The organism is Pseudomonas sp. ASL8 (assembly GCF_056680355.1).
In genome coordinates this window covers 5,300,038-5,325,544 of sequence record NZ_CM155278.1, presented here as the reverse complement: position 1 = coordinate 5,325,544, position 25,507 = coordinate 5,300,038, and the positions used below count along the sequence as shown (strand labels likewise).

The following is a 25,507-nucleotide window of genomic DNA, read 5'->3' as shown; positions in this document are numbered from 1 at the left end:
ACCGCTACTGGCCTCAGCGGCTCAAGCCGAGCCGCTCGTGCCATTGCTCAAGGGATTCTTCCGGGTAGCCGTCGAACTCCTTGTCGCCGGGCTGCACATTGACCTCGACCCAGGATGCTTTTGAGTCGAGCAGTATGTGCGTGTGTTCCGGTGGCACCGGTAGCGGGGTATCGATGGCCGAAGCGAACGGGTGAATCAGCGTTGGCCAGTCCGGGCTGAACAGCCACAACCCGCTGCCGCAGAGCTTGCAGAAATGCCGTTCGGCATTGCTGATATGCGTCTGATGGTCGTGCCTCATTCGTGCGTGATAGATGGCGATATGTTCGCGCCCGTTGACCTTAAGGCTGCGTGCGTCACCGCCAAGGTTGATCGAGTAACCGCCGCCGCCCTGAGTCTTGCGGCAGATTGAGCAGTAACAGCGCTGATAGGGATACGGATGAGCGCTGTTGAGGCTGAACTCGACCGCGCCGCAATGGCAGGAACCTTCCAGATGCATGGCAAAACCCTCCTTGAGCCAACGTTGACGGGGTGCCACTTTTTCTGCACACCTAACGTCTAGACAAGCAGATTGAGGCTTTTGCGTGATGGCGTTCGTCGGGTGAGGCGTTTCTAGCGGCGAATGCGCCGACAGGAAATGTCGGGATTCTTCCTGACGCCGACTAAAGATGCCGCAGTAGCAGTCGATAGATCTAGCGGTCGTACGATGACTTACCTCGTATGCGTCCTGCCCCTAATAAAAAGAGCCTACGGTCATGAACCTACGCAATTTGACCATCGCCCGCCGAGCGGGCCTTGGTTTCGCTTTGATTTCCCTGCTGGTTGCATTGCTTGGCTGGTTCGCTTTGGTACAAATGTCGACGATTCGCCAGAGTGAGGTGGCGGTCGAAAGCAAGTGGATGCCCAGCATGCGCGTGGTCAACGATATTCGTGAACTGATGCTGCGTATCCGGACTATTTCCCTGCGCATGGCCCTGGACCCGGACTCCAGGAACATCAGCCAATACCGCAGCCAGATGGACGTGCGTCATCAGGACCTGACGAAAAAACTCGAGACCTTCGCCGGGTTCATCAATACCCCGGAAGAGCGGGCGCTGAACGATCAGTTCAAGGTATCGCTGGCCGACTATCAAAAAGGCATCGCGCAGTCTTTTACCCTGGCTGAACAAAACAATCGAGACGCCTTGGTCAAACTGCTGCTGGTGGACATGAAGCAGATCGTCGACGGCTCCGGTAAGCAGCTCGCAGATCTGGGTGATTTTTATGCCCTGCATGTGGATCAGGAGGGAGTGACCGCCGAGGCGCAATACAACCACTCGCGCACTATCGTCCTGATTTTTGTGGTCGTTGCGGCATTGGGCACCATCATGTTGGCGCTATTGCTGACCAAAAGTATCGTCGGGCCTCTGGAGGAAGCAGTGGAGGCCGCCGAGCATGTGGCCAAGGGTGATTTGACCCAAAACATCCGCATCGTCGGCAAGGACGAAGTGACGCGCTTGCTCCAGGCGCTGGCGCTGATGCAAGGTAATTTGCGCACGACCCTGCGCCAGATCGGTAGCTCGGCAACGCAACTGGCGTCGGCAGCCACTGAGCTCAATACGGTGACGGAAAACAGCAACCGCGGCCTGCAACAGCAGAATGCCGAGATCGAACAAGCCGCCACGGCAGTCAATGAAATGACCTCGGCCGTGGAAGAGGTGGCACGCAATGCTGTGTCGACGTCCGAAGCGTCCACCCACTCCAATGATTCAGCCAAGGCGGGGCAGGCAAGGGTGGTCGACACCGTTGAAGCGATCCAGTCACTGTCGACGAACGTGCAGGCTACCTCGACGTTGGTGCAGAATCTGGCCGACCAGTCTCAAGACATCGGCAAGGTGCTTGACGTGATCCGCTCGATTGCCGAGCAGACCAACTTGCTGGCCTTGAACGCCGCCATCGAAGCCGCACGCGCTGGTGAGTCCGGTCGTGGTTTTGCGGTGGTCGCCGATGAAGTGCGGGCACTGGCTCACCGCACTCAACAGTCGACGCTGGAAATCGACAAAATGGTCTCAGCCATGCGCAGCGGTTCTGCGCAAGCGCTGGAGTCGATGCACACTAGCCGTGATCGCGCCAGTTCGACCCTGCAACTGGCTCGGGGCGCCGGCGAGTCGCTGGCCGACATCACCGAGTCGATCAACCAGATTTCCCAACGCAACATGGTCATCGCGAGTGCTGCTGAAGAGCAGGCGCAGGTTGCCCGCGAAGTTGATCGCAACATCGTCAACATCCGCGACCTGTCCCTGCAATCGGCCACGGGGGCCCATCAGATCAGCACGTCCAGCCATGAGCTTTCGCGTTTGGCCGCAGAGTTGAGTGAGGTGGTGACGCGGTTCCGGGTCTGAGACGTCGGCTGATGGTATGTGACGTTGCGTGACATACCGGCCCTTGCCCAGGCCAACGTCGGCAAGCATGATCTGGCCTTTAGATCCTGCTCATCGACAGAGGTAAAACAACAAATGGATGAGGGCAAGCGCGGATTCAGCAGTTGGTTGCAGGCACCGGGGCATACGGCCTGGCTGACGATGGAAGGCAATAGGTTGCTGGCTTTTGCCAAGGCGGCGCAGGTGCCACAAGGCTTCGGCAATCTGAATGACCGGGGATGTCTACCTGATAATGCCCGGGCCGAAACCATGAACACGGCACGGATGACCCACAGCTTTGCCCTTGCCCATATTCGCGGTATTCCCGGCTTTGCCGCGCTGGTCGATCACGGAATTGCGGCGCTGAGCGGTCCGTTGCGCGATGCCGAGCAGGGCGGCTGGTTCGCGACACCTTTGTGCGCGGGAGCCAAAGCCGGCAAAGCGGCTTACCTGCACGCGTTCGTCGCGCTGGCGGCCAGCTCGGCGGTGGTGGCGGGGCGTCCCGGTGCGGACGAATTGCTGGCCGAGGCTATAGGCGTGTTGGAAAACCGGTTCTGGAGCGTTGAAGAAGGCGCGATACGCGAGTCCTTCGCCCGAGACTGGAGCAATGAAGAAGCCTATCGCGGTGCCAACAGCAACATGCACGGCACCGAGGCGTTCCTGGCGCTGGCCGATGTCACCGGCGACAGCAAGTGGCTGGACCGCGCGTTAAGTATCGTCGAGCGGGTGATTCATAACCATGCCGCCGCCAATGACTTTCAGGTGGTTGAGCATTTCAGCCTGCACTGGCAACCGCTCCCCGATTACAACCAGGACAACCCTGCGGACGGTTTTCGGCCCTTCGGCACCACGCCAGGGCATGCGTTCGAATGGTCGCGTTTGTTGCTGCACCTTGAGGCCGCACGTCAGCGTGCAAAGCTGCCGACGCCACCCTGGTTGCTGGAGGACGCCAAGCGTCTGTTCGCCGGTGCCTGTCGCCATGGTTGGGACGTCGATGGCGCACCCGGCATCGTCTACACCCTGGACTGGGAAAATCGTCCGGTGGTGCGTCATCGCCTGCACTGGACCCACGCGGAAGCCTGCGCATCGGCTGCGGCACTGCTGCGGCGTACAGGGGAAAAACAGTATGAAAACTGGTATCGACGTTTTTGGGAGTTCAACGAAACGTTCTTCATCGACCGCGAACGTGGCAGCTGGCGCCATGAATTGAACCCGCACAACCAACCCAGTGCGGATATCTGGCCAGGTAAACCGGACCTCTACCATGCCTATCAGGCAACCTTGCTACCGGTATTGGCCTTGGCGCCAAGTCTGGCTACCGCCCTTGCACGATTGGGTTGAAGGCCCTAGCGCAGTCTGATCCAGGTCGGCGCAAGAGATTCAACTCAGGGTCGACACCTCAGGCGATTTTCGCCGTCAATCTGATGATCTGCCGGGCGAAAAAGCTCCCCGTGGCGATCACGCCAAACAGGCGCAAGGTCTGCATCGCGAGCACGAAGCCGACATCCGAGTGAGTATCGACGGCAATGATCGACATGGCGTCCAGGCCGCCGGGGCTGGTGGCGAGATACACCGACAGAAAGTCCTTGTCCATCAGCTCGGCGATCAACCAGGCGGACAGCGAGCACAGGAAGATCACCAATAGCGAGCCGCAGATCATGGCTGGCAGACGCTGCCATACATAGCGAATCGTCGCGCGGTCGAAGCGCAGGCCGATGTAGCAACCAATGGCGCCATAGGCAAGTGCCAGCAGCCAGGGCGGCAGGGTAATCTGTAACAGCCCGCTCAGTTGCAGGGCGCCACCGATCAGTAGCGGCAGCAGCAACGCGCCGGCGGGGATCCGCGTGCTCAGCACCACACCGACCACGATCGCCGCAACGCTGAGGATGATATTAAGTACATTCGAACCCTGCAGTGCCACGGCGCTGCTTTGGATCTCGTGACCGCCGCTTTCCACGCCGAGCAGGCCGCTGACCAGTGCGCCGACCATCACCACGCACACCACGCGCACGTATTGCATGGTCGCGACCACCCGCGAATCCGCGCCATAGTCTTCGGACAGGGTAACCATCGCCGAAGCAGCACCTGGCGCGGTGCCCCATGCTGCGGTACTGCCTTCTATGCCAGCAAAGCGCACCAGCCCAATTCCGACCACCGCGCTTAGCAGGACAGTCAATGCCGTGGCGAACAGCATCACATGCCAGGACTGAGCGACAGTGGTCAGCACTGAAATCGTCATGGCGTGCGCCACCAGCATTCCGACACAACCCTGACTCAGGCGAAAGGCTTGCCTGTGCAGACGGATCGACGCGCCGGATACGCCAAACAGAATTGCCGTCAGCATCGGCCCAAGAAACAATGCAGCGGGGATTTCACAGAACTTGAGCAATTGACCGAAGGCGCCTGCCAGCAGAGCCAAACCGAGCCATTGGACGAGTGGGGGTAGCGTATGCAGCGATAGAGCGGAAGCGCGTGACACAGACGTTCTCCAAGGCGCTGGCTTTCCTCATGGACTATTTGCCAACGCAACGAGGAGTAGTATCGACAGTGCAATCGATCAAGTCTATTTTCTAATAGTCTTGAATCGATAACTTTAGTTGATCAATAGGGATCTTCGCGATCTCACTTATTACTCAGGCATGGGCAGACCACGCTATTAATTCGGGATGCAGGGAGGGAGGCGGACTCGATGAATGTTGACCCACACGCAGCGGAACACATGTCAGTGCAAACAACGGCACCTCTGTTTTTTACCGAAACGGAACCTCATTTCGGCGGTGATCAATCGCCGTTGAATGATTCCGACGCCGATGACGACAGCGACCCGGAGGGTGACCTCGACCTCGAAGAGTTGGGTCTGGAAGAGTTCATTGATGCGGAAAAACTCGACTCGACCATCAGCGGGGATGTGGGGTCGTCTACCTTGAGTTGATGCGTATCAGGCAATCCGGGTTGTCCCCGACACAGATTGCCTTGAGGTCACGGCTGTTTATGGCCCACCAGATACTGCGCCAGACCTGCCGTAGCCTCTTCTGCTGTCTCACTGGCGCCGGCCCATGTACACGCCAGCATCAAGTTGCGCGGCAGGCCGAAGTCTTCCACCACAAAGCCTTGGGCATCGACCCCCTGAGCATCATGGGCCACCAGCGCGCGCAGTGAGTCGACCTGATCGAAGTAAGCCCACACCGGTTTGCCCAGCCCCACCGCCATGCCGACTTCGAAGGCGGTACCCGAGTCCGGCTCCAGGCCGCGAAATACGTTCAGGTTGGCAAGTATCGCCGTGCAGCGCTGGATCATCTCGATATTCATCGAGCAGATCAGGCGCGCGGTTGCCTCCGGAGTCAGACCGGGGGTGACCTCATTGTCAAACGGATACAGCCCTTGCATGCCGTGGGCGGCACACAGCGCCTTGAGGTAACGGCCATGCTCGATGGCGTCCGGCCTGAAGACATCGAAGCCGGCCAGATAGATGAGTGGCGTTGTGTTCTGGTTCATGTCGGTACCTTGAGATCGTACGTAGGGCAATTCTATCGTCAGTTGCGGTGGTCGCACGTCACCTCTGTACACCGCTGATCAGTCGAACGCAGTGGGTGTAAATGCAATGCTGGAATCTGTATGGATAACCAGTATCCTGACGACTTCCAAAAAAACGTTGCGTGAACCTCAAACCGTGAACACCTCGCCCCTCGAAAATCCGTTTTATTACCTGGAAAACTTCCATCAGGTGCTGGAGTGGATCGCCCAGCGTTATGACGATCTGCTCGATGAGCAGGAACGGCAATTTATCGTCGATTTTGCCGGTTTACCGAAAACGGCTCAGGGTTTGCTGGTGCGGATGGTCATGCGCAAGGGCACATTGTTTCGGGCAAGCAAGTTGAGCTATTCGGAACTTGGCGCGGTGCGGGACGCGGTCATGCCGTTGCTTGAGAATGGCTGGGTTGATCAGCACCCGGCCATCAGTCTGGAGGCGTTATTCGCGTTGCTGCGCAAGGCAGAGTTGACTGTCTGTTTCCAGGCCCATGCGATAAAAAACGCAGAGAAAAAGACCGACCTGTTGACGCGACTGCAGCCGCACTACGAACAGCCGCAAACGCTGGAGCAGTGGTTTGTCGGGTGTGAAGACGTGATCTTCGGCCTCACTGTCATGCCCATCTGTGACCGATTGCGGTTGCTGTATTTTGGCAACCTGAGTCAGGAGTGGTCTGAGTTTGTGCTGGCTGACCTGGGTATCTATCGCTACGAAAAGGTCGAGTTTTCTCTGGATTCCCGAGGCCTCACCGCGCGGGCGGACATCGATACTTGCCTGCACTTGCATGCCTGCCGTCAAGGGCTTGAGGAGGGCAATGACCTGCCGGACCTGGCCCGGCAGATCATCGCCATCGGCACCGATAATGCCTGGCTGCGGATGCGCCGGGCCAAACTGTTGTTCCGGATCGGCCAGCAGGCGGAGCGCATTCAGGATTGGCCGCTGGCGTTGAGTGTGTATCAGCGATGTGACTACCCTGGGGCGCGTTCACGGCGACTTCGGGTGCTGGAACTCAGTGCCGACTATGAGCACGCCATGGCCTTGCTCGAACAGGCACAAGCGGCGCCTGAAAGTGACGCCGAAGCGCAGCATCTATTGCGGATCCTCCCGCGTTTGCAGCGCAAGCTGGGTTTGCCGGTCGAGCGTCAGCGGCGCACGCGAGCCTTGAGTCGACTTGACGTGGTGGTGACGCCCTCGGCGGATACCTCTGTTGAGCGCTTGATCCAGGTGCATCTGGGCGATCAGGCAGGGCCGGTGCATTACGTCGAGAACACGCTGATCAATTCATTGTTTGGCTTGCTGTGCTGGCCGGCGATTTTTGCGCCGCTGCCGGGCGCGTTTTTTCACCCGTTTCAGAGTGCTCCCAGCGATCTCTACAGCCCGGATTTCTATCAGCGCCGGGCCGGGTTGTTCAGCGAGTGCCTGGAACAGCTGGATTCGGATGCCTACAAGACCACCATTCGCCAGCATTTCAAAACCAAGCACGGTCTGCAATCGCCTTTCGTGTTTTGGGGCAGCCTGTCAGAAGAGCTGCTGGCACACGCGCTGCATTGTTTGCCCGCGGATCACCTGAGGCATTGGTTTCGGCGTCTGCTACTGGACATCAAGGCCAATCGCACGGGTATGCCGGACCTGATCCAGTTTTACCCGGACGAGCAGCGCTATCGGATGATCGAAGTCAAAGGGCCGGGCGACCGTTTGCAGGACAACCAACTGCGCTGGCTGGATTTCTGTGCCGAGCATGGGATGCCCGTGGTGGTGTGTTATGTGCAGTGGGCACCGGTGGTCAGTCCGGTGCTGGCCGACTGAGTCACCGGGTGTTTTGGCTAAACGCCAAAGACTGCGCCAGCAGTGACGGGCGTTTCTTGCTGCATGTTGCTCATGAACGATTCCAGGCGTGAGCGCAGCCAGCGTTCGGCCGGGTCGGTGTCATTGATGCTCAGCCAGACCATCGACAGGTCGAGGGTCGGCGTCATGAAGGGCAGGGGCTCATCGAACAGCAGGCTGGAGGCGGCCGACATAGCCGTTGCCGTGTAGTCGGGCAAGTTTGCCAGCAAGTCGGTCCCCGCCATCAGTGCGGGCAAGGTGCTGTATTGCGGAATCGCCAGTACCACGTGGCGCTTGCGGCCAATCGCCTTGAGCCATTCGTCAGCAAAACCGCTGACATTGGCGATGTGGGAGACCACGACGTGCGGGCGTGAACAGTACTCATCCAGGGTCAGCGGGGTCGATGATGCGTCGGCGCGCAGCACCCTTGGCTTGGTTTGCCTGAGCAGCTTGCGCTTGGCATTGGCCGGCAGCTCACGGGTCTGGCTGACGCCGATGGTGATCTCTCCCGAGGCCAGCATGTCCGGGATGCGCCAGGAGTCCACATGCTTGATCACGCACACGATCTGTGGCGCTTCCTGGCGCAAGGCGCGCAACAAGGGCGGCAGGAGGCCAAACTCGACATCGTCGGACAGGCCTATGCGAAAAGTCATGGTGCTGACTGCGGGATCGAAGTCGTGGCTCAGGCTCAGCGCCACTGACATGGCGTCCAGCGCAGGCGACAGGTGCAGGATGATTTCCTCGGCCCGTGCGGTCGGTTCCATGCGATGGCCGATTCGGATAAACAACGGGTCGCTGAACAATATTCGCAAGCGGTTAAGTGCAGCGCTGATCGTCGGCTGCCCGAGAAAAAGTTTTTGCGCGGCCCGCGTCACATTGCGCTCTTGCATCAGGGTTTCGAAGACCACCATCAAGTTGATGTCAGCCTTGCGCAATTCATTGCGGTTCATCAGTTGCTGCCCCCAGATCTACACCCATCGCGCGATCGCAGGCGACAGTTTAGGAAACTGCATCGCCCCCCGTCTACAGCGGGCTTGAGCGGCTTGGGCGCGCACTCGAGTCCATTGGTTGTAGATGAGTCCTCCGAACAGGGAAAAGTCCCACTGATCTTCTCTGCTGAGTCCGACAGACTCCCTGCACACTTTCATTCAGGCTTCGCGTCCTCAAAACCTGAATGGAGGAGTCCTGATATGGCCAAAAGCACATTGAGTGACGGCCCCTGCTGCGAAATCAATAAATTGATCGTGCAGGTCACCGGCAATCAGCATTCCACCCGTCAGCGTCTGGCCATCTACGACAAAACCGGCGCTCAACGCCTGGATGCCCTGACAGGCGAAGACCGGCCTGAAACCCAGGACAGTCCCTATTTCACGGCCAGCGCCCTACACGTCTGGAACTGGAAAAATCACTACACCCACCGCCTGTGGCTGGAAATCGACTCGGTCGACGGCAGTCCCATTCGCCTGCTCTTGCCCGAGGTCGCGATCACCCTGCGCCAGTTCGACGCGCAGTGGAACCAGATCGTGCCAGTGGTGCCCTTCGTCGCGTTACCCGGTGCCAACAGTGCTCACGATCACGGCACTCCAGTGTTGTGCCGCGCAGGGTTCATTTATGTCTTTTTGAGCGACCGGCTGTGGCGCGAGCTGGAGGTGCGGGTCGCAGACGAACACACCACTTACCACGACATCGACCTGAACCGTTATCGCATGGGCGACGAGATTGAGGAGGGCCCTCGACTGGCCAGTGGGCAGGCGCTGGAAGACATCTGGCTGCCGTCCAGCTGGAACGATCATCAGGTGTCGCCGCAGCTCTGTTTCAGCGAGGTTCAGCTCAGCGGGCCGCGCTTGCGACGTCTTGAGCAAGACCCGGCGTTGCGTGCACAACGCTGCCAAAGTCCGGACTTGCGCAGCTCGCAAGACAAGGTCAAGCGTGTCTTCCGCGACAAACCGGATGGCGTGGCGATGCTTGAAGCCTTCAGCGCATTCGACGCCTATGACGCGGCCAACCAGTCTGCGGCGGGCGCGGCGCATGTCGCCAGGCTCAACCTCAGCTCGCACGCCTTCCCGGTCAGCCTGGTCGCCCCGCAACGCGCCCGCCAACCCGGTTACGAATGGCTGCTCGACCAGCCGGCCCGCTACCTGTGCGACCTGAGCGGGCAGTTCCCGGTGATTGCCTTGAGCGCAGCGCGCCAGCATGTGGTCCGCTGTGAAAAGGGCGAAGTTGCCTATCGGCCCACCTCCGTAGAAACCGGCGCCTGGACCCATTGGCTGGAACAGGTGTGCGATCCCGAAACCCAGATCGCCGATGAGTTCTGGCAAGCGCAGCCAGCGGTGGCTGATGTGCTGTTAAGTGCACGAAAACGCGAGCTGTACGGCGTGCTGCTGCACGACGCGCACTATCGGCTGCGTCACGTACAGACGCGGATTCACGACCAGCAGCACCTGCTGCACCTGTGCGCCCAGCGCGCCAGCCATTACGCCCATCACGCCAGCGCGCTGCTGGTGCAACAACTGATCGTGCCGCAGACCTTGGGTGGGCAGAAAAATCCGCTGCACCAGGGTATGGAGAAGCTCAAGGATCAGGGCCGACTCGACATCAATCGCTTCACCGCCACCGGCGAACGAGCGCAACTCTGGCGCCAGCTGGACATGAGTCAGGCGCTGTTGAGCGACGCACTCCAGCAACCGGAAACCGAGCAAACCCTGGCCGATCACCTGAGCCTCGACGGCTTCGACTACGTCGCCGCCATGCACTTCGTCAGCCGGCTGTTCGCCAGCCTCGCCCTGACCCCCGCGCAAATGGACCCCTTTGCGGTCAACGGCGATGTCACTGACGCGGTGACCGGCATCAGCCTCTACAGCCCCAAGGCCAGTGTCGGGCAACAACTGATCAGCCGAATGGCCAATGACGAAGGGCATGCGTTGCATCGGATGCTGTGGCCTGACCTCGCACAGCAGGATATGGAAGCGCCGTATGTTCAGCCCGCGGTCGCAGACATCAATGACGGCAATGGCCTGTTTCGGCCGAACGCGCTACTTGGGGCCGTCAGCAGCGACGCCGTCGATGCCAGGCAACTCAATACGTTCGACGCCCATTTGCTGGCGGGTTTGCTGGACAGCGGCAGCCTCAACAACACCCTGACCGGCACCCTGAAAGTCGTCGCGGCGACCTTGATCAGCTTCCACGAGAACCTGCAAGGCTCGGTGGATGTGGCGGAACAGGCGCTGCACACGACGCAGCACATTCCGGTCCCTGGCACCGAACGCCCCGCCCCGGCGCTGAACATGCGCCAACGTCAGCGGGCCTTGGCGCAACTGCGCAGCATGCTGCCGGGGGCCTTTGGCGATGCACACTTCATGCGCCACCAAGAGGCGAGAAACAAGAATTACTACGTGTTCGGCCTGACCGACCTGCCGGAGATACCAGAACGCCTGCGACGGCCTCACCTCGACTATCGAGGCCCCTCCGGGTTGTCGAACGTTGGCCAGGAGCACTACCGCACTGGAGGCGACCTGCGAGCCAATACCGTCGTCATCGCCATGCCCCGCGATCATCGGATGGCGCGACTGATCAGCGGCGTGAACCAACGGGTCAATGCGGCGTGGCAACTGAATATGGCCGAGCAGGTCACCACCAAGGGAACGGCCATACAGGATGCGGTGAAGAACCGGAATGCATTGCAGAGCGAGTGGATGTATCGGGCGCTGAACTCGACGCCGTTTGCGGCGGCGGTGGGGATGTTGGAGTTGTGGAATTTGAGGAATGAGTGGAACAGTCGAGAACTGACCTATAGAGAGAAGGGAGGGGGCAGGGTTGGATTAGGTCTATTAGGCGCTGGAGCTGATTTAACAATTGCGATGGAAGCTTTAACCGTAAAGCTAGTAGGTAGCCAATCTGTTCTAGCCGCAGGTCGTAAAACGTTGTTTACCATCTCCGAAGCTTCCGCAGAGCAAATGCTGGGTTCATTGAGCAAACGCTTCGTGAAAAAATTCTCGGCCCGCTTACTCGGTCAGATTGCAGCAGGAGCAATTTTTGTCGGCCTGAACCTCTACGACGCCTGGCATGCCTATCAATGGGGAGATGATGCCATGTGGGGCCATCTGCTGATGGCCGCAGGCGGCCTGACCAGCATCGCAGGCACCCTGATGGTCGGCGGCAGCACCTTCCTCGGCTTGGGCCCTGCAGGCTGGGTCAGCTTGATATTGATCAGCGTCGGCGCGGGCATCGCCTACTGGCTTAGCAGCAACGCGGTCGAAGACTGGCTCAGCGCGGGTCCCTTCGGTCCCGCCAGTGAGCGGATCCCCCACCTGCAAGATCCCCAGCAGGCCTTCTATTACCTGATCAGCCTGTTTGCCGATATCCGAATCACCATTGGCAGCAATCCGGACCACGAATTCGCCCCCAAAATCAATGACGGGAATCCGGTGCCCTTCAGCGTGCGGAAGGCCAACACTTGCATACTTATCGAGAGCAATCTGCCGGGGCTGCTGAGTCAGGAACTCCATACTCTGGTTGAATGCAGGCAGCAGGTAACGGAAGCGCATTACACGTTGCGCCATGAATGGAGTCACGAGCGCAGTTCGCTCACCCGAGAGAAATCTGTCGCCTATCGTTCAAGGCTCAATGGGATAGAGGTATTTGTCACGTTGCCGCGCAACCAGCCTGCGGAACCCTCAAAAAGCCGGCCGGCCGAGATCTATCGCTGGCTGGTCCGTGCTCAATTGTCATTTAACGATGGCAGCCGCACCTGGGTGTTCCCCGCACCACCGCCCAAGGACCCGACCCCGTTCGGTCCGGTCCACGCCAAACCCAATTTTGAAAAAGGCGAACACCTTTTCTGGGCCGACGAAATCACCCATAAAGCGGTGAGCGACGAATGACTACCATGAGCTCGTCTTACTACGCGCCTACAGCCTATCGCTCTGATCAGATCCCCAAACAACCGCCTTCGGCAGAGCGTTCGTGGATCCGACGCGTTGCCAAGGTGCGTCTGCCATGGGGGATGACACGGGAAGTTGCACCTGATGACTTTCTGGTTGAACGTAAACCCAGCAGCCTACGTCGCCAGGAGAACAGGGTAAAAGAGCGAGAGGAAAAGTTGGCATTGGGTACTTATGTTCCGGCGCCTTATGAACATGTTGATTTTCATGACAGGGAGGATCATGAACGTTTCAGGTTTGCTTTATGGTCTAGACGTTCGCACTTCTGGATATACATATATGGAGGAGGGAAGTTTTTTACTTGGTTTATGATCCCTCTAATCCTATTTGCTTACGTTGGCATAATCACTATTGATACGGGAAAAAGCTGGGAGCACACCTCAATAGAGTTCCTTCCTTTCGTATGTTTTTTTGTTTTGCTTCCCGCCTGTTGTTGGGCACTTGCCTCACTAGTCATCCGCTACTTCCCCCACCTCTGGGTCAAACCCTCCCGAGGCCCGATCTGGGAAATCAACCGTCGCACGGGCCTTGTCACCCTGTTTGATTACGACAACCACGGCGAATACAAAAAGAACGGCACTATCGGTGAACTGACTGCGCCGTTCTATGAGTTCGACGCCTATATCGCCACGACCCCTGATCGTCAGGGTCTGCCGATGAATGCGCTGTACATAGCCCACCGCTATCGCGACATCGTCATCAACTTCGGCGCGCTGGTTCCTCCGGGCGCTGGCGAGTTGTGCTGTGCCATGTGGGATTTTCTGCAGAACTACATGGACACCAGCCGCCCGTTGCCCGACTTGCCGCGTTACGAAGAATTCCGCCACCTCGACCCTGTGACGGCCGAATACGACCGCGAAGTCGGCCGCAATCCACGGTTGTGGATCGACATGGATGACGAAACGTTTGAAGGGGCTCTCTACCACGCGCGCGGCCAGATCGATCAGATCGACACCTTCCGCCGTCCGAACCTGATGGCGCGGTATGTGGAGTATGTCGATTGAGTGAGCACCGTCAGGCGGTTCATACAGGTACCCTAACGTGATAGGTTGTGCGGCTGGCGCAGAGTCGTATTTTTGTTAAAATTTAAAGTTGTTATAAAACAGCAGCTTAAAATTTATTCGAGTCATTTTGATAGCGTGACGATAAGTCTTGATGACCACAATGGAGTCGTAATGACTAACCCTCTACTGTTGGCATTGGTGCCGCTGGTCGCCGATCTTTCCCGCGAATTGCCAGATGATGAGCGCTATCGACGCCTGCTGCGCGCCCTGCGTCAGATACTGCCATGCGATGCGGTGGCGCTCCTCAAGCTTGAGGGCGATGTGCTGATTCCGTTGTCGGTAGAAGGGTTGAGTCCGGACACGTTGGGTCGACGATTCAAGGTTGAGGAACATCCTCGACTCAAGCTTCTTCTTGAAAGCCGTGGCCCGACCCGGTTTTCCACGGATTGCGGTTTGCCTGACCCTTACGATGGTTTGGTCGAGGGCCATCAGGGGCACCTGGAAGTCCATGATTGCCTTGGCTGTCCGCTGTACCTCCAGGACAAACCCTGGGGCCTGATTACCCTGGATGCGTTGGACCCGTCGAGCTTTGGTAAGGTCGATCTGGACAATCTCGAAGCCTTCGCCAGTCTGGCTGCCGCGACAGTGATGGCCAGTGAGCGGATCAACCAGCTGGCGCGCAGTTTTGAGGATCAGCGCCAGTTGGCTGAGGTCTACAAACGTGCGGCAGGCGGGCGCCGGCCGCGTGAGCTGATTGGTCAGAGCCCTGTTCACAAAGGCATGCAGCAAGAGATTCAACTGGTGGGCAACAGCGCGTTGTCGGTGTTGATCACCGGGGAAACCGGCGTGGGCAAAGAGCTGGTGGCGGAAGCCATTCACCTGCACTCGCCACGGGCGCAGAAACCGCTGATCAGCCTCAATTGCGCGGCGCTGCCTGAGCTGCTGGTCGAGAGTGAGTTGTTCGGTCATGTCAAAGGCGCTTTTTCTGGCGCCGTCAGCGGGCGTGGCGGTAAGTTCGAGCTGGCCGACGGCGGCACGATATTCCTCGACGAGGTTGGCGAGTTGCCGCTGCCGGTTCAAGCGAAGTTGCTCAGGGTGTTGCAGAGTGGTCAGTTGCAGCGCGTCGGTTCCGATCAGGAGCATCATGTCGACGTGCGAATCATTGCCGCCACCAACCGCGATCTCGCCGAAGAGGTGCGCGCCGGTCGTTTTCGTGCAGACCTCTATCATCGGCTGAGTGTCTACCCGTTACGGGTGCCGCCGTTGCGTGAACGAGGGCGGGATGTGCTCCTGCTGGCGGGGTTTTTTCTTGAAGAAAACCGCGCGCGCATGGGGCTGCGCAGCTTGCGTTTGAACCAGGATGCTCAAAAACTGTTGGTGAGCTATTCATGGCCAGGCAACGTCCGCGAGCTGGAGCATTTGATCAGCCGCGCCACGCTAAAGGCCTTGTCCAGTCACGCCGAGCGTCCGCGCATTCTCACCATTGATGCCCAAGCGCTGGGCCTGGACGAGGAAGTCCCTGTGGTGGAACCGGTCACGATTGGCGACGCGCCCAAGGTCAAGGATGGCGAGGATTTGAAGGCGTCAGTCGATGCCTATCAGAAAGTACTGATCAGTGAGGCGTTGACCCGGCATCAGGGAAAATGGGCTGATGTCGCCCGTGAACTCGGCCTGGATCGTGCCAACCTGAGTCGCCTGGCCAAACGACTGGGCATTCGTTGAGGTAGGCCGTCAGGCACCAACGCCGTCAGCAGGTATAAGGCTCAGCGCGGGTCGACTTGAATCCCGAAGCCGTTTTTGGCCTCACTGACAATTCGAAAATGCTGGGTTTCACCTTCCTTCAGCTGAATGGCCAGCTCGCGGTGCAGGTGTCCCTTGCTGCAGAAAGAGTCGTCCTTTTCATCAATGCCGATGCCGACGATGCGTGCGCCCGGTGGCACCTGGAAGTTGGCAGCCTCACCGATACCGATACGCGCGGCGACCTGCCGATCTATCAGGAAGGCCAGGTAACAACCACCGCCCAGCATGCCAATGTCGCGGTCTACTGCGATCTGGCCGCCACCCGTGATGGGTTGTTGGTAGGCCAACAGCCGATCATTTGGGACGTGGGTGACTTTTTCCGGGGCCGCACGAAAAGATGAACATCCAGTCAGCACCAGCAGGGGAAGCACTAAGCAGATCAATCGCATTGAGGCTTCCTTGGGCAACTGACGGGCGGGGATGCTGCTGGAACTGTAGCTCAGATTGAGGCTGTCGATACTCATCCCTTACTTGCGTAAGGCGATCGTTTTAAACCGGCGGCAGACTCAGTGAACCGTCGCTCAGCGAACGCTGCATCAGTACTGTATCGACCCATCGACCATGCTTGAAGCCGACCGACTCAAAGACGCCGACCCGATGGAAGCCGAGCCGCTCATGCAAACGAGTCGATGCATGGTTTTTGCTATCGCCGATGATCGCGATCATCTGTCGCCAACCGCCTCGAGTACAGCGATCAATGAGTTCGCCGAGCAATGTCAGGCCGATGCCGTGGCCTCCCAATCCGTCGCGGACATAGACCGAATCCTCGACGGTAAAACGGTAGGCAGGACGCGGTCGGTACAGTGTTGCATAGCCATAACCGACCACCTCTCCAGCCAGTTCTGCGACCAGATACGGCAGCCCTTTTGCTAGAACGTCAGCGCGCCGCTCGATCATTTGGGGCACGCTGGGGGCTTCCAGTTCAAAGCTGGCGATACCGCCTATGACGTGCTGCGCGTAGATGCTTTGCACCGCTGACATATCGTCTTCGCAGGCATCACGCACGACCGGAATGTGGTTCATGTTCACTTCTCGTCTGATTCAATGATGGGCTTAGCCTGACGCTGCCCTGTCGATACACGCTGACGAATCCGCGGCCGCCAGCAACACCTCAATCCCTCAAGCGCTCAACCAACACCGGCAACAGCTGTTCGCAGGACGCTTCGATTTTCAGGTCCAGAAAATCGTCAGCGCGGGTCTTGCCGAAGTTGATGGCGATCAGCGGCTTGTGCTGTTCAGCCATCGCGCGGCACAAACGAAAGGCCGAGTAGGCCATCAACGAAGAGCCTACCACCAGCAATCCTTCTGCCTGCTCGACACACCGGGCGGCCTTGGCTGCGGTGGCCTGGGCGACGTTTTCGCCGAAAAAAACCACGTCCGGCTTTAACCGCTCACCGCTGCAGGAGGGGCAGCGGGGGATCTTGAAACGCGCTTCGAAGGCCGGGTCCAGTAGCGTATCGCCGTCGGGTGCCTGGGTGGCGTCGACCCCCGACAGGTAGGGGTTTTCCGCTTCCATGACGAGCTGGATCGCCTGGCGATCAGCACGCTGATCGCAATCCAGGCACACCACACGGTGCAGGCTGCCATGCAGCTCAATCACTTCGTGACTGCCCGCCTGATCATGCAGCGTGTCGACGTTCTGGGTGATGAGCCCGGCGATGAGCTGCTTCGTTTGCAGCGTCGCCAGCGCGTCATGGGCAGCGTTTGGCCGAGCTTGCCGGATGCGTGGCCAGCCCAGCATGGCACGCGCCCAATAGCGCCGCCGCGCTGCCGGCGCACTGAGGAACTCCTGGTACATCATGGGGGCTTTGCCCCGACGCACACCCTCGTTGTCACGGTAGTCCGGAATCCCGGACGGGGTGCTGATGCCCGCGCCCGTCAGGACCAAAAACTGCTTGTTGGCCATCAGTTGGTAGAGCATCTCGAGACGGTCGCTGACCTGCCTATCGATCATGTTGAAGTCTCCGATAAGGTCAGCTTAATCACCGCGAATGTACTGCTCCAGTTGCTGAATCAGGTCAGCCTGCTCGGCAATGGCTTCTTTAACCAGGTCGCCAATGGACAGCAAACCCAGCAGTTTTCCGTCTTCGACAACGGGCAAATGGCGCAGGTGTCGATCGGTCATGATGCCCATGCAGGTGTCGATGCTTTGATGGGAATCCACGGTCAATACAGGCGTACTCATGATCTCGCTGACGGACGTGCCTTCCGAGGACCGTCCCTGGAGGACGACCTTGCGCGCATAGTCACGCTCGCTGATAACGCCTACCACCTGGCCGTTCTCCATCACGGGTAGAGCACCGACATTTTTCTCGGCCATCACCTTGAGCGCTTCCAGCACCTTTTGATCGGGGGCGATGGTGTGAACTTGCTGGTTTTGCTTGGCTTTCAACTTCAGCAGTTGCGCAACGGTCTTCATGCAAGCCTCTCCAGTGTTGTTTTGGGGTGGCCGTGAACCGGCCTGACAGGGGTCATACAGAATCGTAGAGAGGAGCCCGCAGGGCAAGGGCTAAAACGGCATGCACACGACTGAAAAACGTCATCCGGGCTGCTCTCAATACTTGCTCAGCGCTTCAAAGCCTGAAATGACATCGAATAACTCTTCGTCAATCGCACTTTGGCGCAGACGATGGAAGTCCCGGTTGAGATCCTCCAACAGCTCGCCGATGTTTTTCTCGGCGCGCTGCATGGCCGCAAGACGGCTGGCATTTTCGCTGGCCAGCGATTCGGCGCAGGCTCGAAACAGTGAGACAAAAAGATACTCGCGGATTAACGCCGGGAGGGTTTGGTCTGTGCCATTGATCACTTCGGGTCGGTTTTTGGACGGCCAGTGATTGGCTGCCAGATTACGCCGCCACTTTTCGTCCAGCGGCAATAGTCGCTGGCTTACGGGTGCATAAATCGCACCTGGCTGTGGACGGTTGTGGAACAGGTACACCTGAGAGATCTCGCCCTGTTCGCGGCGGGTTTGCATTTCGAGCAAAATCTGCCCGACCAGAGGCGTAATCGCAGTGATGGAGCTGGGCAGAACGAAGCTTTGACCCAAACGTAAATCGCTGTCCGCCAGACGTGACTGAATGCGCTCGCCGACCGCCCAGACTCTTTTATCTCCTGGCAGCTTGCCCAGCTCATCGATAACGAATTCGACCAGAACATCGTTGAATTGGCCGACCAACCCCTGGTCGGAACCGAAGACGATAACCCCAATCCCTTCATTTTTTTTCTGTACGGCCCCTTGGTCAGCAGTCGCCTGACGCTGGAAACAGGCCATCAGGCCCAGCTGTACGGTGCGATAGTAGTCATTCAGTGAGCTGACCGCGTTTTCATACTGACCGATGTTCGATGCCGCCATGGCTTTCATTGTGCGCACAACGGATTCTAGGTCTGCAGCACCGGTGATTTTACGACGCAGGTTGGCGGGGGTGTCGCTCACGGCGCACTCCCGGAGTCTGCCGGGGGTTGCAAGTGCGCCAAGGCATTGCGCGCGATCTGAATAATCGCAGCCCGGTCGGCGTCACTCAGTTTCTCATCCCCATTGAAACGTGATCTGACCTCGACCGGGATGGCCCCTGTAGCCTCACACACCGCCTGCTCGGCCTGGACCATCTGTTCAAGCGGCACTTTATCGAAGCATCCCGCGGTCAACGCCAGCAGAACCGCAATTTGCTCGGGCACCGACAACGGTGCGAATTCCTGTTGTTTGAGGCATGCACGGATCCGCAGTCCATGCGCGATCAGTTGGCGAGAGTCGTCATCGAGCCGGGCGCCAAAACGGGAAAAAGTTTCAAGCTCCTCGAATTGGGCATAAGCCAGCTTGAGGTCGCCGGCCACGGCTCGATAGACGCCCCGTTGCGCCTTGCCGCCCACGCGGGAAACCGACTTGCCGACATCGACTGCCGGCAGCACGCCGAGTTCGAAGAGCGCTGGAGAGAGGTAGATCTGCCCGTCGGTTATGGAGATCAAATTCGTCGGGATGTAGGCGGAAATATCCTGTGCTTCGGTTTCGATGATGGGTAAAGCCGTCAGGGAACCACCGCCGAGCTCGGAGCGCAAATGAGTCGCACGCTCCAGTAAGCGCGAGTGAATGTAAAAAATATCGCCAGGGAACGCCTCGCGACCGGGTGGCCGGCGCAGCAGCAGAGAGAGCTCACGGTAGGCGCGAGCGTGGTGGGTCAGGTCGTCGTAGACCAACAGAACGTCGCGGCCCTGCTCCATGAAGTACTCGGAAATGCTGGTCGCAGCATACGGCGCAATGTAGGCGAGGCCTGGCGGGTCGTTGCCTTCGGTGACCACCACCACGGTATACGCCAGCGCACCTTGTTCACGCAGGGTAGCGATCACTTTGGCGACGCCGGAGGCACGTTGGCCGATGGAGCAATACACGCACAGAACATTCTGATCGTGCTGATTGAGGATGGTCTCCAGAGCAATCGCGGTTTTGCCGGTTTGCCGATCACCCAGGATCAGCTCGCGCTGACCGCGTCCGACCGGGATCAGTGCGTCAATCACCTTGATGCCGGTTTGCAGGGGGGCGGTAACCGGTGCCCGATCCATGATGTGCGCGGCTGGACGCTCAATCGGCAGCCGGGCGCTGGACAAAAGGGGCCCAAGGCCGTCCAGCGGCTGACCCGTAGGGTCGATGATACGACCGATCAGGCCATCGCCGACTGGTACGTCCACCACATGCCCACAGCGCTCGACCTCATCGCCAGCGTGCAGTTGCGAGTAGTCACCGAGCAGCACGACGCCGATTTCGTTCTCGTCGATATTGAAGGCGATGCCATGGATATCGCCTGGGAATTTCACCAGTTCCTCGAAGCCGACACCGGGCAAGCCGGAGACCTTGGCGATGCCGGACGCAATGCTGGTGACCCGCCCGACTTCCTTTGGTCGCAACTGATGGACAAAGCCTTCCCGCGCTTCACCCATGACAGTAAAGGCCGTCGCAAAGACATCCTGAAGGCGCTCGATGCTCATGTGACTTGCCCTTCTTTCAGGGGGGTGGCCTTCACCTCCGTCCGGGCGTGGACCTGCTCCTTCGTGTCCAGCAGCTCGCTGATGCCCTTTTCCATGGCCGCCAGATACTCCGAGATACTCCAGGCTACTTTTTGCCCGGCTGCGCTGAGTTCGATACCGCTCACCAAGTCCGGGGCGGTCTCGAAGTGAACGTCAGCGCTCACTGCCAGGAGCGTGTTGATGGCTGCTTGCGCGGCAGTGCGTTGCGCCTCTGGCAACTCGAAGGCAGTGCGCACGATGACCGGTTCTGCCGATGCCTTTAGCGCTGCCACCAAGCCTTGCTTTTCCTCAGTGCTCAACGTATTCAGACGATTGACGAAGGTGTCGACCATGCGCTCTTCCAGGGTCGTCCCGGCCAGGTCTTTCAGGGTCTTACGGGCAATGGCAAAAACTTCTTTCTGAGTACGCCGCCCCACTTCGTCATGCAGGCGGCGAGATTCGCTCTGCAGGGTTTCCAGATGTTTGGCACTCAAGGCCGTGGCGGCCTGGCGTGCGTCATCGAGAAGGCGCTGGCGCTCTACATTCGCCGCGGCTGCTGCCTGTTGCAGCAGCCCAGCCCGTTCCTTGTCGAATGTCACGTTTTTTTGCAAAAACTCATCGCGCTCCTTGTTGGCCTCGGCTTCTTTCGCCTCGGCATCCGCCAATTGCGCCGCAATGCGCTGTTCTCGCGCATCGATAGCCGCAAGGATCGGGTGATAAAGGAAGCGCTTCAACAACCACATCAGGATGAGAAAGTTGAGCGCTTGAGCACCGACAGTGAACCAATCGATGAGCATGATCTATTTTCCGGCGACCTGAGCGATGGCGTGATTCCAGAACGGATTGGCGAACAGAAGAATCATCGACACCACGAAGCAGTAAATCGCCACCGACTCGACCATGGCCAGGCCAACAAACAGCGTTCGGGTAATGGTCGCGGCAGCATCAGGTTGTTGCGCCAACGACGTTAACGCCGTCGCCACTGCGCGTCCTTCGCCAAGTGCGGGGCCAATACTGCCGATGGCGATGGTCAGCCCCGCAGTGATGATGGAAACCACTGCAATAATCGTCATGCTATCCATGGTAATTCCTTCCTGGGTTCAAGTTGTCGAGTCGGGGACGGGTTCTGGCGAGCGTGATCGTGTCGCTGCCGCGATGTAAACCGCTGCCAGAATGCTGAAAATGTAGGCCTGGACCATGCCGGTCAATAACCCAAGCGCACTGAGGGCAATGGGAAAGAGGAAGGGGGTGATGGTTAGCAGGATGGCGAGAATCATCGTGCCGCTCATCATGTTGCCGAACAGACGGGCGGCCAGTGCCAGGGTGCGCGAGAGTTCGCTGACGATGTTAAAGGGCAGCATGATGAAGGTTGGCTTCGTGTAAGCGCGCAAGTACTCGCCCAAACCGCAATCGGCGATGCCAAACAGGGGCACAGCGATAAACACGCAGATTGCCAGCGCGGTTGTCGTCGACAGCGATCCGGTGGGTGGCTCGTACCCGGGCACTATCGTAAATAAAGTGGCACTCGCCACAAACAGAAACAGCGTCCCGACAAACCCAAGGTATTTGCGTGGCTGGATGAGGCCAACCTCACCTAGCTGCGTGGTAATGCCGGTGACGACGATTTCCAGCAGATTCTGCCAGCCGCTGCGCTCCAGTCCACGAGACAGTCGGCGGGTCACCAGTTTTGAACCCAGCGCGAGGAACAGCATCAGCGCCCATGTGAAGGCGATAGTGGCGTTGATCTTGAAAAAACCGTATTGCCAGTAAATGATGTCGTCCGGGCTAAGGTGCATGGCGGTCCTCCGTGAAACGCAGGGCTGGTCGAGTCAGTCGTGTAACGAAAAACCGTGCCACGGTAAACCCGAGCAACGCGACCAGCCAGCGCTGCCAGTCACCGCCGCAGGCAAAATAGAAACCGACCAGCACGACGCCGGTTCGCAGGAGCAGGCTGGCGAAAAACCAGAGTGCTGCCCAACGCGATGACGCTGCCTGACGAACCGTCCACCAAAGGCCACCGAAAAAGAACGCACCAAGCACAACGCCCACTGCGAATGCCGGGACCAGACTCAACATGTCACTCATCCTTATCAGACTCCTGATCGCGAATTTCCCGACCTTCTTTGGCGACCCAATGCCATGCATTGAAGCAACCGAGGCCTAGCCCCAGGGCCAGCAGCGCAAGTGTCCACGAGTGGCCGCCTGGATAGTGCTTATCCAGCCAAAAACCCAGCGCTGCGCCAAGCAGCGTCGGGAGGGTCACCGACCAGCCGATCAGGCCCATCATGCCAAGACCGGACCAGACCGTTTGATTAACCTGGCGCTGCGCCTTGAGCTTGCGCGCTGCTTTAACACCGATCTGCTCGCTGAACGGCTTGCCCTTGGCGGGCTTCTTTTCTTCGCGATCACTCATGATGCATGGCCGCGAAACGGGTAATGAAACCGCCCTCCAGCTTCGCCAGGACCGAACGTACACTGCGCTCCTGCTCATCCAGATTGAGGAACTCCTGCTCGACAGCCTTGTGCAGTTCCCCCAAATCAGTGCCGCCAATGGCGTTACGTACGGAAATGAGGACATCGCTCCCGGTTTTGACCAATACCCCCTCATCGACCGCCACACACACTTCGCCCTCAGTTACAGTTTCGTAAATGAGAATGCCCGGCGCAAGAGCTGCCACACAGTCCAGCCGTTGGGGCAACAGGCCGAAAGAGCCGTTGCGGGACTCGGCGACAATACGCAGTACATCGACCTTCTCGGCGAAGACCTTGAAGGGCAGCAGAATTTTAAGTTTCATGTGGGTTGACGGCATCTTCAGCCTCCGTTGCAGGCTCGGGCCTGGTTTTGCCCAGCGCCTCGTCAATGCTCCCGATCATGTACAGGGCACTTTCCGGGACGTCCATGAACTCATCGCGCAGAATGCGCTCGCAGCCGTCCAGCGCGTCCTCGAGGCTGACCCACTTGCCCGCAAGACCGGTAAATTGCTCGGTGGTGAAAAACGGCTGGGTGAGGAAGCGTTCCAGCCGCCGGGCACGGGCAACCACCTTGCGGTCCTCGGTCGACAGCTGTTCCAGACCGAGCATGGCAATGATGTCTCTCAGGTCGGCGTATTGCGCCAGTGTGCGGCGGATCTCCTGCGCCAGCGCATAGTGCCGCTCGCCGATGACTCCAGGCGTGGCCATTTTCGAGTTCGACAGCAGCGGGTCGATGGCCGGGTACAAACCCTCACTGGCCCGTTTGCGAGACAGCACGATGGAGGCGGAGAGGTGAGAAAAGGTATGCACGGCGGCGGGGTCGGTAAAGTCGTCTGCCGGCACATAGACCGCCTGAATCGAGGTGATGGCGCCGGTATCGGTGTTGGCGATGCGCTCTTCCAGTTGCGACAGTTCGGTGCCCATGGTCGGCTGATACCCAAGACGCGAGGGCATCTGGCCCATCAGCCCGGAAATCTCCATGCCCGCCTGGATAAAACGAAAAATGTTATCGACCAGCAACAACACGTCACGGTGCTCGTCGTCGCGGAAATACTCGGCCATGGTCAAGGCCGCGTGGCCGACCCGAAAACGCGCGCCCGGAGGTTCGTTCATCTGTCCGAAGATCATCACCATGTTCTCCAGAACGCCTGCCGCCTTCATGTCGCGGTAGAGCTCCTCGCCTTCGCGGCAGCGCTCTCCGATGCCGCAAAAGATGCTGACGCCTTCGGTCTGCCCCACCATGTTGTGAATCATCTCGGTCAACAGCACCGTCTTGCCGACGCCGGCCCCACCGAACAGCCCGGCCTTGCCACCACGCTCCAGTGGCATCAACACATCAATGACCTTGATCCCCGTCGCGAATACTTCGGTTTTGGTCGAACGATTGGCCAGTGAAGGTGGCGCGCGATGGACGCTGCGCCAGCCAACCTGAGGCGCTGGCAGACGGTCGATGGCATTGCCAAAGACGTCGAACATGCGTGACAGAATTTCCTTGCCTACAGGCGCAAGCAAGGGCCCACCGCTGTCCACGACCTGCATGCCGCGGGCGAGACCTTGTGTCGGTGTCAGGGCGATGCCGCGTACACGCTGAGCATCCAGTTGCTCCATCACCTCAATGATGATTTTGCCTTCCGTCCCAGTGTGCAGCAGGGAATGGATTGGAGGCAGATGGGCTTCGAAGCGGATATCAACGACGCTGCCGCGCACCGAAGCAACCACGCCTGTGTTCGATAAGCAGGCATTGCTTGTCATGCGAGCCCCTTATTTCCATTGTCAGCCGAGTAGGGCACCGGGAAATTTCATTCTGAAAGGCTGCGTCGGGCATTTTTGCCGCGCGCGCAATTCACCAGATAATCCAGTAAGGGCCTATATTGGCGCCAATAAATCCGGGGTGCATAGACCCTGATCAAGGATCAGGCAAAAAATATCCATCGGGCACCTGTTACAACGGTGACAATGGCTATTGCATCACCTGGCCTGCCACGACCTGGCAGATTTTTCATCTCTTTAAGCCGTGCAAGGAAGACACACGATGGATGTGATCATTATGGATCTGGGGGGCACGATCAAAGGTGACTGCCTACTGGAAGGTTACACCGACAAAATCGAGGTCATGTCCTACAGTCATAACGTGGCCATGCAAGTGACCAACAATGTAAGCAGCGCTGAACGAACCTCTGGCAGGCCATACATTGCTGATTTCACTGTCACCAAGTTCCTCGACTCCTCTAGCCCAAGCCTTAACGAATACTGCTGCGCTGGCAAGCCGATCCCAGAGGTCAAAATCAGCGTGGGGCGCAACGCGTCAGACAATAGCGGGCAACTCATGCCTCTTATCGTCTACACCTTGACTGATGTGTTGATATCCAGCGTCAGTGTCAGCGGTGGTGCAGGGGGTAAGCCGGTCGAAACGTTGTCGCTGAACTTTATCAGGATCAAATGGGAGATTACCGCCCAGAAAGACGATGGAACAGAGCAGAGGGCTGCCGCATCGACCTGGGACCTGGCCGCGAACGCACGGGTCAAAAGCGGTTGACTGGAGAAGTC

Annotated in this window: 25 protein-coding genes and 1 pseudogene; 9 read left to right on the top strand and 17 right to left on the bottom strand. The window is 58.7% G+C overall.

The genetic code is table 11. The features are described from left to right. Positions 1-13 precede the first annotated feature (13 nt). A complete protein-coding gene (locus AC1MEA_RS24375) occupies positions 14-496 on the bottom strand; it encodes a GFA family protein (RefSeq protein ID WP_219060668.1) in 483 nt (160 codons plus the stop codon). Positions 497-752: 256 nt separating this feature from the next. On the opposite strand from AC1MEA_RS24375, the pseudogene AC1MEA_RS24370 reads away from it, so the two are divergent. From AC1MEA_RS24370 to AC1MEA_RS24360, 3 genes and pseudogenes are all read left to right on the top strand, one after another. Next, positions 753-1,472: pseudogene (locus tag AC1MEA_RS24370) on the top strand (MCP four helix bundle domain-containing protein); the annotation flags it as partial. A gap of 42 nt (positions 1,473-1,514) precedes the next feature. Then, positions 1,515-2,378 (top strand): methyl-accepting chemotaxis protein, encoded by an 864-nt coding sequence (locus AC1MEA_RS24365; protein ID WP_374028601.1) that lies wholly within the window; start codon positions 1,515-1,517, stop codon positions 2,376-2,378. 114 nt (positions 2,379-2,492) lie between these two features. Next, entirely contained in the window at positions 2,493-3,737 is a 1,245-nt protein-coding gene (locus AC1MEA_RS24360; RefSeq protein ID WP_480918215.1) for a D-mannose isomerase, read from the top strand. Positions 3,738-3,795: 58 nt separating this feature from the next. Here the strand turns inward: AC1MEA_RS24360 and AC1MEA_RS24355 are convergent, their stop codons facing one another. Next, on the bottom strand, positions 3,796-4,875 hold the full coding sequence (locus AC1MEA_RS24355) for an AbrB family transcriptional regulator (RefSeq protein WP_219060670.1): 1,080 nt from the start codon (positions 4,873-4,875) through the stop codon (positions 3,796-3,798). Between the two features lie 210 nt (positions 4,876-5,085). On the opposite strand from AC1MEA_RS24355, the gene AC1MEA_RS24350 reads away from it, so the two are divergent. After that, positions 5,086-5,328 carry a hypothetical protein gene (locus AC1MEA_RS24350; RefSeq protein WP_219060671.1) on the top strand — a complete coding sequence of 81 codons (243 nt, stop codon included), beginning with the start codon at positions 5,086-5,088 and terminating at the stop codon, positions 5,326-5,328. A gap of 47 nt (positions 5,329-5,375) precedes the next feature. On the opposite strand, the gene AC1MEA_RS24345 is transcribed toward AC1MEA_RS24350, so the two are convergent. Continuing rightward, positions 5,376-5,891 (bottom strand): nucleoside 2-deoxyribosyltransferase, encoded by a 516-nt coding sequence (locus AC1MEA_RS24345; protein ID WP_480417619.1) that lies wholly within the window; start codon positions 5,889-5,891, stop codon positions 5,376-5,378. A gap of 175 nt (positions 5,892-6,066) precedes the next feature. Here AC1MEA_RS24345 and AC1MEA_RS24340 point away from each other — a divergent pair, with 175 nt between their 5' ends. Beyond that, the gene (locus tag AC1MEA_RS24340; protein ID WP_480417618.1) at positions 6,067-7,731 is read left to right on the top strand and encodes a VRR-NUC domain-containing protein; all 1,665 of its coding nucleotides are present in this window, start codon (positions 6,067-6,069) and stop codon (positions 7,729-7,731) included. Positions 7,732-7,748: 17 nt separating this feature from the next. Here AC1MEA_RS24340 and AC1MEA_RS24335 read toward each other — a convergent pair whose 3' ends face one another. Then, the gene (locus AC1MEA_RS24335; RefSeq protein ID WP_219060674.1) at positions 7,749-8,699 is read right to left on the bottom strand and encodes a LysR family transcriptional regulator; all 951 of its coding nucleotides are present in this window, start codon (positions 8,697-8,699) and stop codon (positions 7,749-7,751) included. Positions 8,700-8,939: 240 nt separating this feature from the next. Between AC1MEA_RS24335 and AC1MEA_RS24330 the strand changes: the two genes are divergently transcribed. From AC1MEA_RS24330 to norR, 3 genes are all read left to right on the top strand, one after another. Then, positions 8,940-12,629 (top strand): hypothetical protein, encoded by a 3,690-nt coding sequence (locus AC1MEA_RS24330; RefSeq protein ID WP_480417617.1) that lies wholly within the window; start codon positions 8,940-8,942, stop codon positions 12,627-12,629. Between the two features lie 5 nt (positions 12,630-12,634). Continuing rightward, entirely contained in the window at positions 12,635-13,693 is a 1,059-nt protein-coding gene (locus AC1MEA_RS24325; protein ID WP_480417616.1) for a hypothetical protein, read from the top strand. Between the two features lie 171 nt (positions 13,694-13,864). Further along, a complete protein-coding gene (gene norR, locus AC1MEA_RS24320; RefSeq protein ID WP_219060675.1) occupies positions 13,865-15,415 on the top strand; it encodes a nitric oxide reductase transcriptional regulator NorR in 1,551 nt (516 codons plus the stop codon). A gap of 41 nt (positions 15,416-15,456) precedes the next feature. On the opposite strand, the gene AC1MEA_RS24315 is transcribed toward norR, so the two are convergent. From AC1MEA_RS24315 to atpD, 13 genes are all read right to left on the bottom strand, one after another. Further along, positions 15,457-15,882: a 3-isopropylmalate dehydratase gene (locus AC1MEA_RS24315; RefSeq protein ID WP_480918214.1), complete on the bottom strand. Its 426-nt coding sequence runs from the start codon at positions 15,880-15,882 to the stop codon at positions 15,457-15,459. A 100-nt stretch (positions 15,883-15,982) separates the two neighbouring features. Beyond that, positions 15,983-16,516, bottom strand: coding sequence for an N-acetyltransferase family protein (locus tag AC1MEA_RS24310; RefSeq protein ID WP_480417615.1), 534 nt, complete (start codon positions 16,514-16,516; stop codon positions 15,983-15,985). 88 nt (positions 16,517-16,604) lie between these two features. Next, positions 16,605-17,447, bottom strand: a complete 843-nt coding sequence (locus tag AC1MEA_RS24305) for an NAD-dependent protein deacetylase (RefSeq protein ID WP_449633302.1) — start codon at positions 17,445-17,447, stop codon at positions 16,605-16,607. A gap of 24 nt (positions 17,448-17,471) precedes the next feature. Continuing rightward, on the bottom strand, positions 17,472-17,912 hold the full coding sequence (locus AC1MEA_RS24300) for a CBS domain-containing protein (RefSeq protein WP_219060678.1): 441 nt from the start codon (positions 17,910-17,912) through the stop codon (positions 17,472-17,474). Between the two features lie 135 nt (positions 17,913-18,047). Continuing rightward, positions 18,048-18,926, bottom strand: coding sequence for a F0F1 ATP synthase subunit gamma (locus AC1MEA_RS24295; protein WP_480417614.1), 879 nt, complete (start codon positions 18,924-18,926; stop codon positions 18,048-18,050). Next, positions 18,923-20,470: an alternate F1F0 ATPase, F1 subunit alpha gene (locus AC1MEA_RS24290; protein ID WP_480417613.1), complete on the bottom strand. Its 1,548-nt coding sequence runs from the start codon at positions 20,468-20,470 to the stop codon at positions 18,923-18,925. Before AC1MEA_RS24290 ends, AC1MEA_RS24295 begins: the two co-directional genes overlap by 4 nt. Further along, positions 20,467-21,285 (bottom strand): F0F1 ATP synthase subunit B family protein, encoded by an 819-nt coding sequence (locus AC1MEA_RS24285; protein WP_219060681.1) that lies wholly within the window; start codon positions 21,283-21,285, stop codon positions 20,467-20,469. The genes AC1MEA_RS24290 and AC1MEA_RS24285 overlap by 4 nt, the downstream gene beginning before the upstream one ends. A 3-nt stretch (positions 21,286-21,288) precedes the next feature. Then, positions 21,289-21,570, bottom strand: coding sequence for a F0F1 ATP synthase subunit C (locus tag AC1MEA_RS24280; protein ID WP_219060682.1), 282 nt, complete (start codon positions 21,568-21,570; stop codon positions 21,289-21,291). A gap of 18 nt (positions 21,571-21,588) precedes the next feature. Continuing rightward, positions 21,589-22,284, bottom strand: coding sequence for a F0F1 ATP synthase subunit A (locus AC1MEA_RS24275; protein ID WP_219060683.1), 696 nt, complete (start codon positions 22,282-22,284; stop codon positions 21,589-21,591). Further along, the gene (locus AC1MEA_RS24270) at positions 22,274-22,573 is read right to left on the bottom strand and encodes an ATP synthase subunit I (protein WP_219060684.1); all 300 of its coding nucleotides are present in this window, start codon (positions 22,571-22,573) and stop codon (positions 22,274-22,276) included. The genes AC1MEA_RS24275 and AC1MEA_RS24270 overlap by 11 nt, the downstream gene beginning before the upstream one ends. Then, a complete protein-coding gene (locus AC1MEA_RS24265; protein ID WP_480417612.1) occupies positions 22,566-22,901 on the bottom strand; it encodes an AtpZ/AtpI family protein in 336 nt (111 codons plus the stop codon). Before AC1MEA_RS24265 ends, AC1MEA_RS24270 begins: the two co-directional genes overlap by 8 nt. Continuing rightward, positions 22,894-23,298: a F0F1 ATP synthase subunit epsilon gene (locus tag AC1MEA_RS24260; protein ID WP_480417611.1), complete on the bottom strand. Its 405-nt coding sequence runs from the start codon at positions 23,296-23,298 to the stop codon at positions 22,894-22,896. The genes AC1MEA_RS24265 and AC1MEA_RS24260 overlap by 8 nt, the downstream gene beginning before the upstream one ends. Further along, a complete protein-coding gene (atpD, locus tag AC1MEA_RS24255) occupies positions 23,273-24,712 on the bottom strand; it encodes a F0F1 ATP synthase subunit beta (protein WP_480417610.1) in 1,440 nt (479 codons plus the stop codon). Before atpD ends, AC1MEA_RS24260 begins: the two co-directional genes overlap by 26 nt. Positions 24,713-24,992: 280 nt before the next feature. Here atpD and AC1MEA_RS24250 point away from each other — a divergent pair, with 280 nt between their 5' ends. After that, positions 24,993-25,496 (top strand): Hcp family type VI secretion system effector, encoded by a 504-nt coding sequence (locus AC1MEA_RS24250; RefSeq protein WP_480417609.1) that lies wholly within the window; start codon positions 24,993-24,995, stop codon positions 25,494-25,496. Positions 25,497-25,507 lie beyond the last annotated feature (11 nt).

Excerpts from the sequence above, each read along its gene's own strand:
- AC1MEA_RS24375 (WP_219060668.1), bottom strand. The coding sequence starts at position 496 with ATGCATCTGGAAGGTTCCTGCCATTGCGGCGCGGTCGAGTTCAGCCTC.
- AC1MEA_RS24365 (WP_374028601.1), top strand. The coding sequence starts at position 1,515 with ATGCAAGGTAATTTGCGCACGACCCTGCGCCAGATCGGTAGCTCGGCA.
- AC1MEA_RS24360 (WP_480918215.1), top strand. The coding sequence starts at position 2,493 with ATGGATGAGGGCAAGCGCGGATTCAGCAGTTGGTTGCAGGCACCGGGG.
- AC1MEA_RS24350 (WP_219060671.1), top strand. The coding sequence starts at position 5,086 with ATGAATGTTGACCCACACGCAGCGGAACACATGTCAGTGCAAACAACG.
- AC1MEA_RS24345 (WP_480417619.1), bottom strand. The coding sequence starts at position 5,891 with ATGAACCAGAACACAACGCCACTCATCTATCTGGCCGGCTTCGATGTC.
- AC1MEA_RS24335 (WP_219060674.1), bottom strand. The coding sequence starts at position 8,699 with ATGAACCGCAATGAATTGCGCAAGGCTGACATCAACTTGATGGTGGTC.
- AC1MEA_RS24330 (WP_480417617.1), top strand. The coding sequence starts at position 8,940 with ATGGCCAAAAGCACATTGAGTGACGGCCCCTGCTGCGAAATCAATAAA.
- AC1MEA_RS24325 (WP_480417616.1), top strand. The coding sequence starts at position 12,635 with ATGAGCTCGTCTTACTACGCGCCTACAGCCTATCGCTCTGATCAGATC.
- norR (WP_219060675.1), top strand. The coding sequence starts at position 13,865 with ATGACTAACCCTCTACTGTTGGCATTGGTGCCGCTGGTCGCCGATCTT.
- AC1MEA_RS24315 (WP_480918214.1), bottom strand. The coding sequence starts at position 15,882 with ATGCGATTGATCTGCTTAGTGCTTCCCCTGCTGGTGCTGACTGGATGT.
- AC1MEA_RS24310 (WP_480417615.1), bottom strand. The coding sequence starts at position 16,516 with ATGAACCACATTCCGGTCGTGCGTGATGCCTGCGAAGACGATATGTCA.
- AC1MEA_RS24305 (WP_449633302.1), bottom strand. The coding sequence starts at position 17,447 with ATGATCGATAGGCAGGTCAGCGACCGTCTCGAGATGCTCTACCAACTG.
- AC1MEA_RS24300 (WP_219060678.1), bottom strand. The coding sequence starts at position 17,912 with ATGAAGACCGTTGCGCAACTGCTGAAGTTGAAAGCCAAGCAAAACCAG.
- AC1MEA_RS24290 (WP_480417613.1), bottom strand. The coding sequence starts at position 20,470 with ATGAGCATCGAGCGCCTTCAGGATGTCTTTGCGACGGCCTTTACTGTC.
- AC1MEA_RS24285 (WP_219060681.1), bottom strand. The coding sequence starts at position 21,285 with ATGCTCATCGATTGGTTCACTGTCGGTGCTCAAGCGCTCAACTTTCTC.
- AC1MEA_RS24280 (WP_219060682.1), bottom strand. The coding sequence starts at position 21,570 with ATGGATAGCATGACGATTATTGCAGTGGTTTCCATCATCACTGCGGGG.
- AC1MEA_RS24275 (WP_219060683.1), bottom strand. The coding sequence starts at position 22,284 with ATGCACCTTAGCCCGGACGACATCATTTACTGGCAATACGGTTTTTTC.
- AC1MEA_RS24270 (WP_219060684.1), bottom strand. The coding sequence starts at position 22,573 with ATGAGTGACATGTTGAGTCTGGTCCCGGCATTCGCAGTGGGCGTTGTG.
- AC1MEA_RS24265 (WP_480417612.1), bottom strand. The coding sequence starts at position 22,901 with ATGAGTGATCGCGAAGAAAAGAAGCCCGCCAAGGGCAAGCCGTTCAGC.
- AC1MEA_RS24260 (WP_480417611.1), bottom strand. The coding sequence starts at position 23,298 with ATGCCGTCAACCCACATGAAACTTAAAATTCTGCTGCCCTTCAAGGTC.
- atpD (WP_480417610.1), bottom strand. The coding sequence starts at position 24,712 with ATGACAAGCAATGCCTGCTTATCGAACACAGGCGTGGTTGCTTCGGTG.
- AC1MEA_RS24250 (WP_480417609.1), top strand. The coding sequence starts at position 24,993 with ATGGATGTGATCATTATGGATCTGGGGGGCACGATCAAAGGTGACTGC.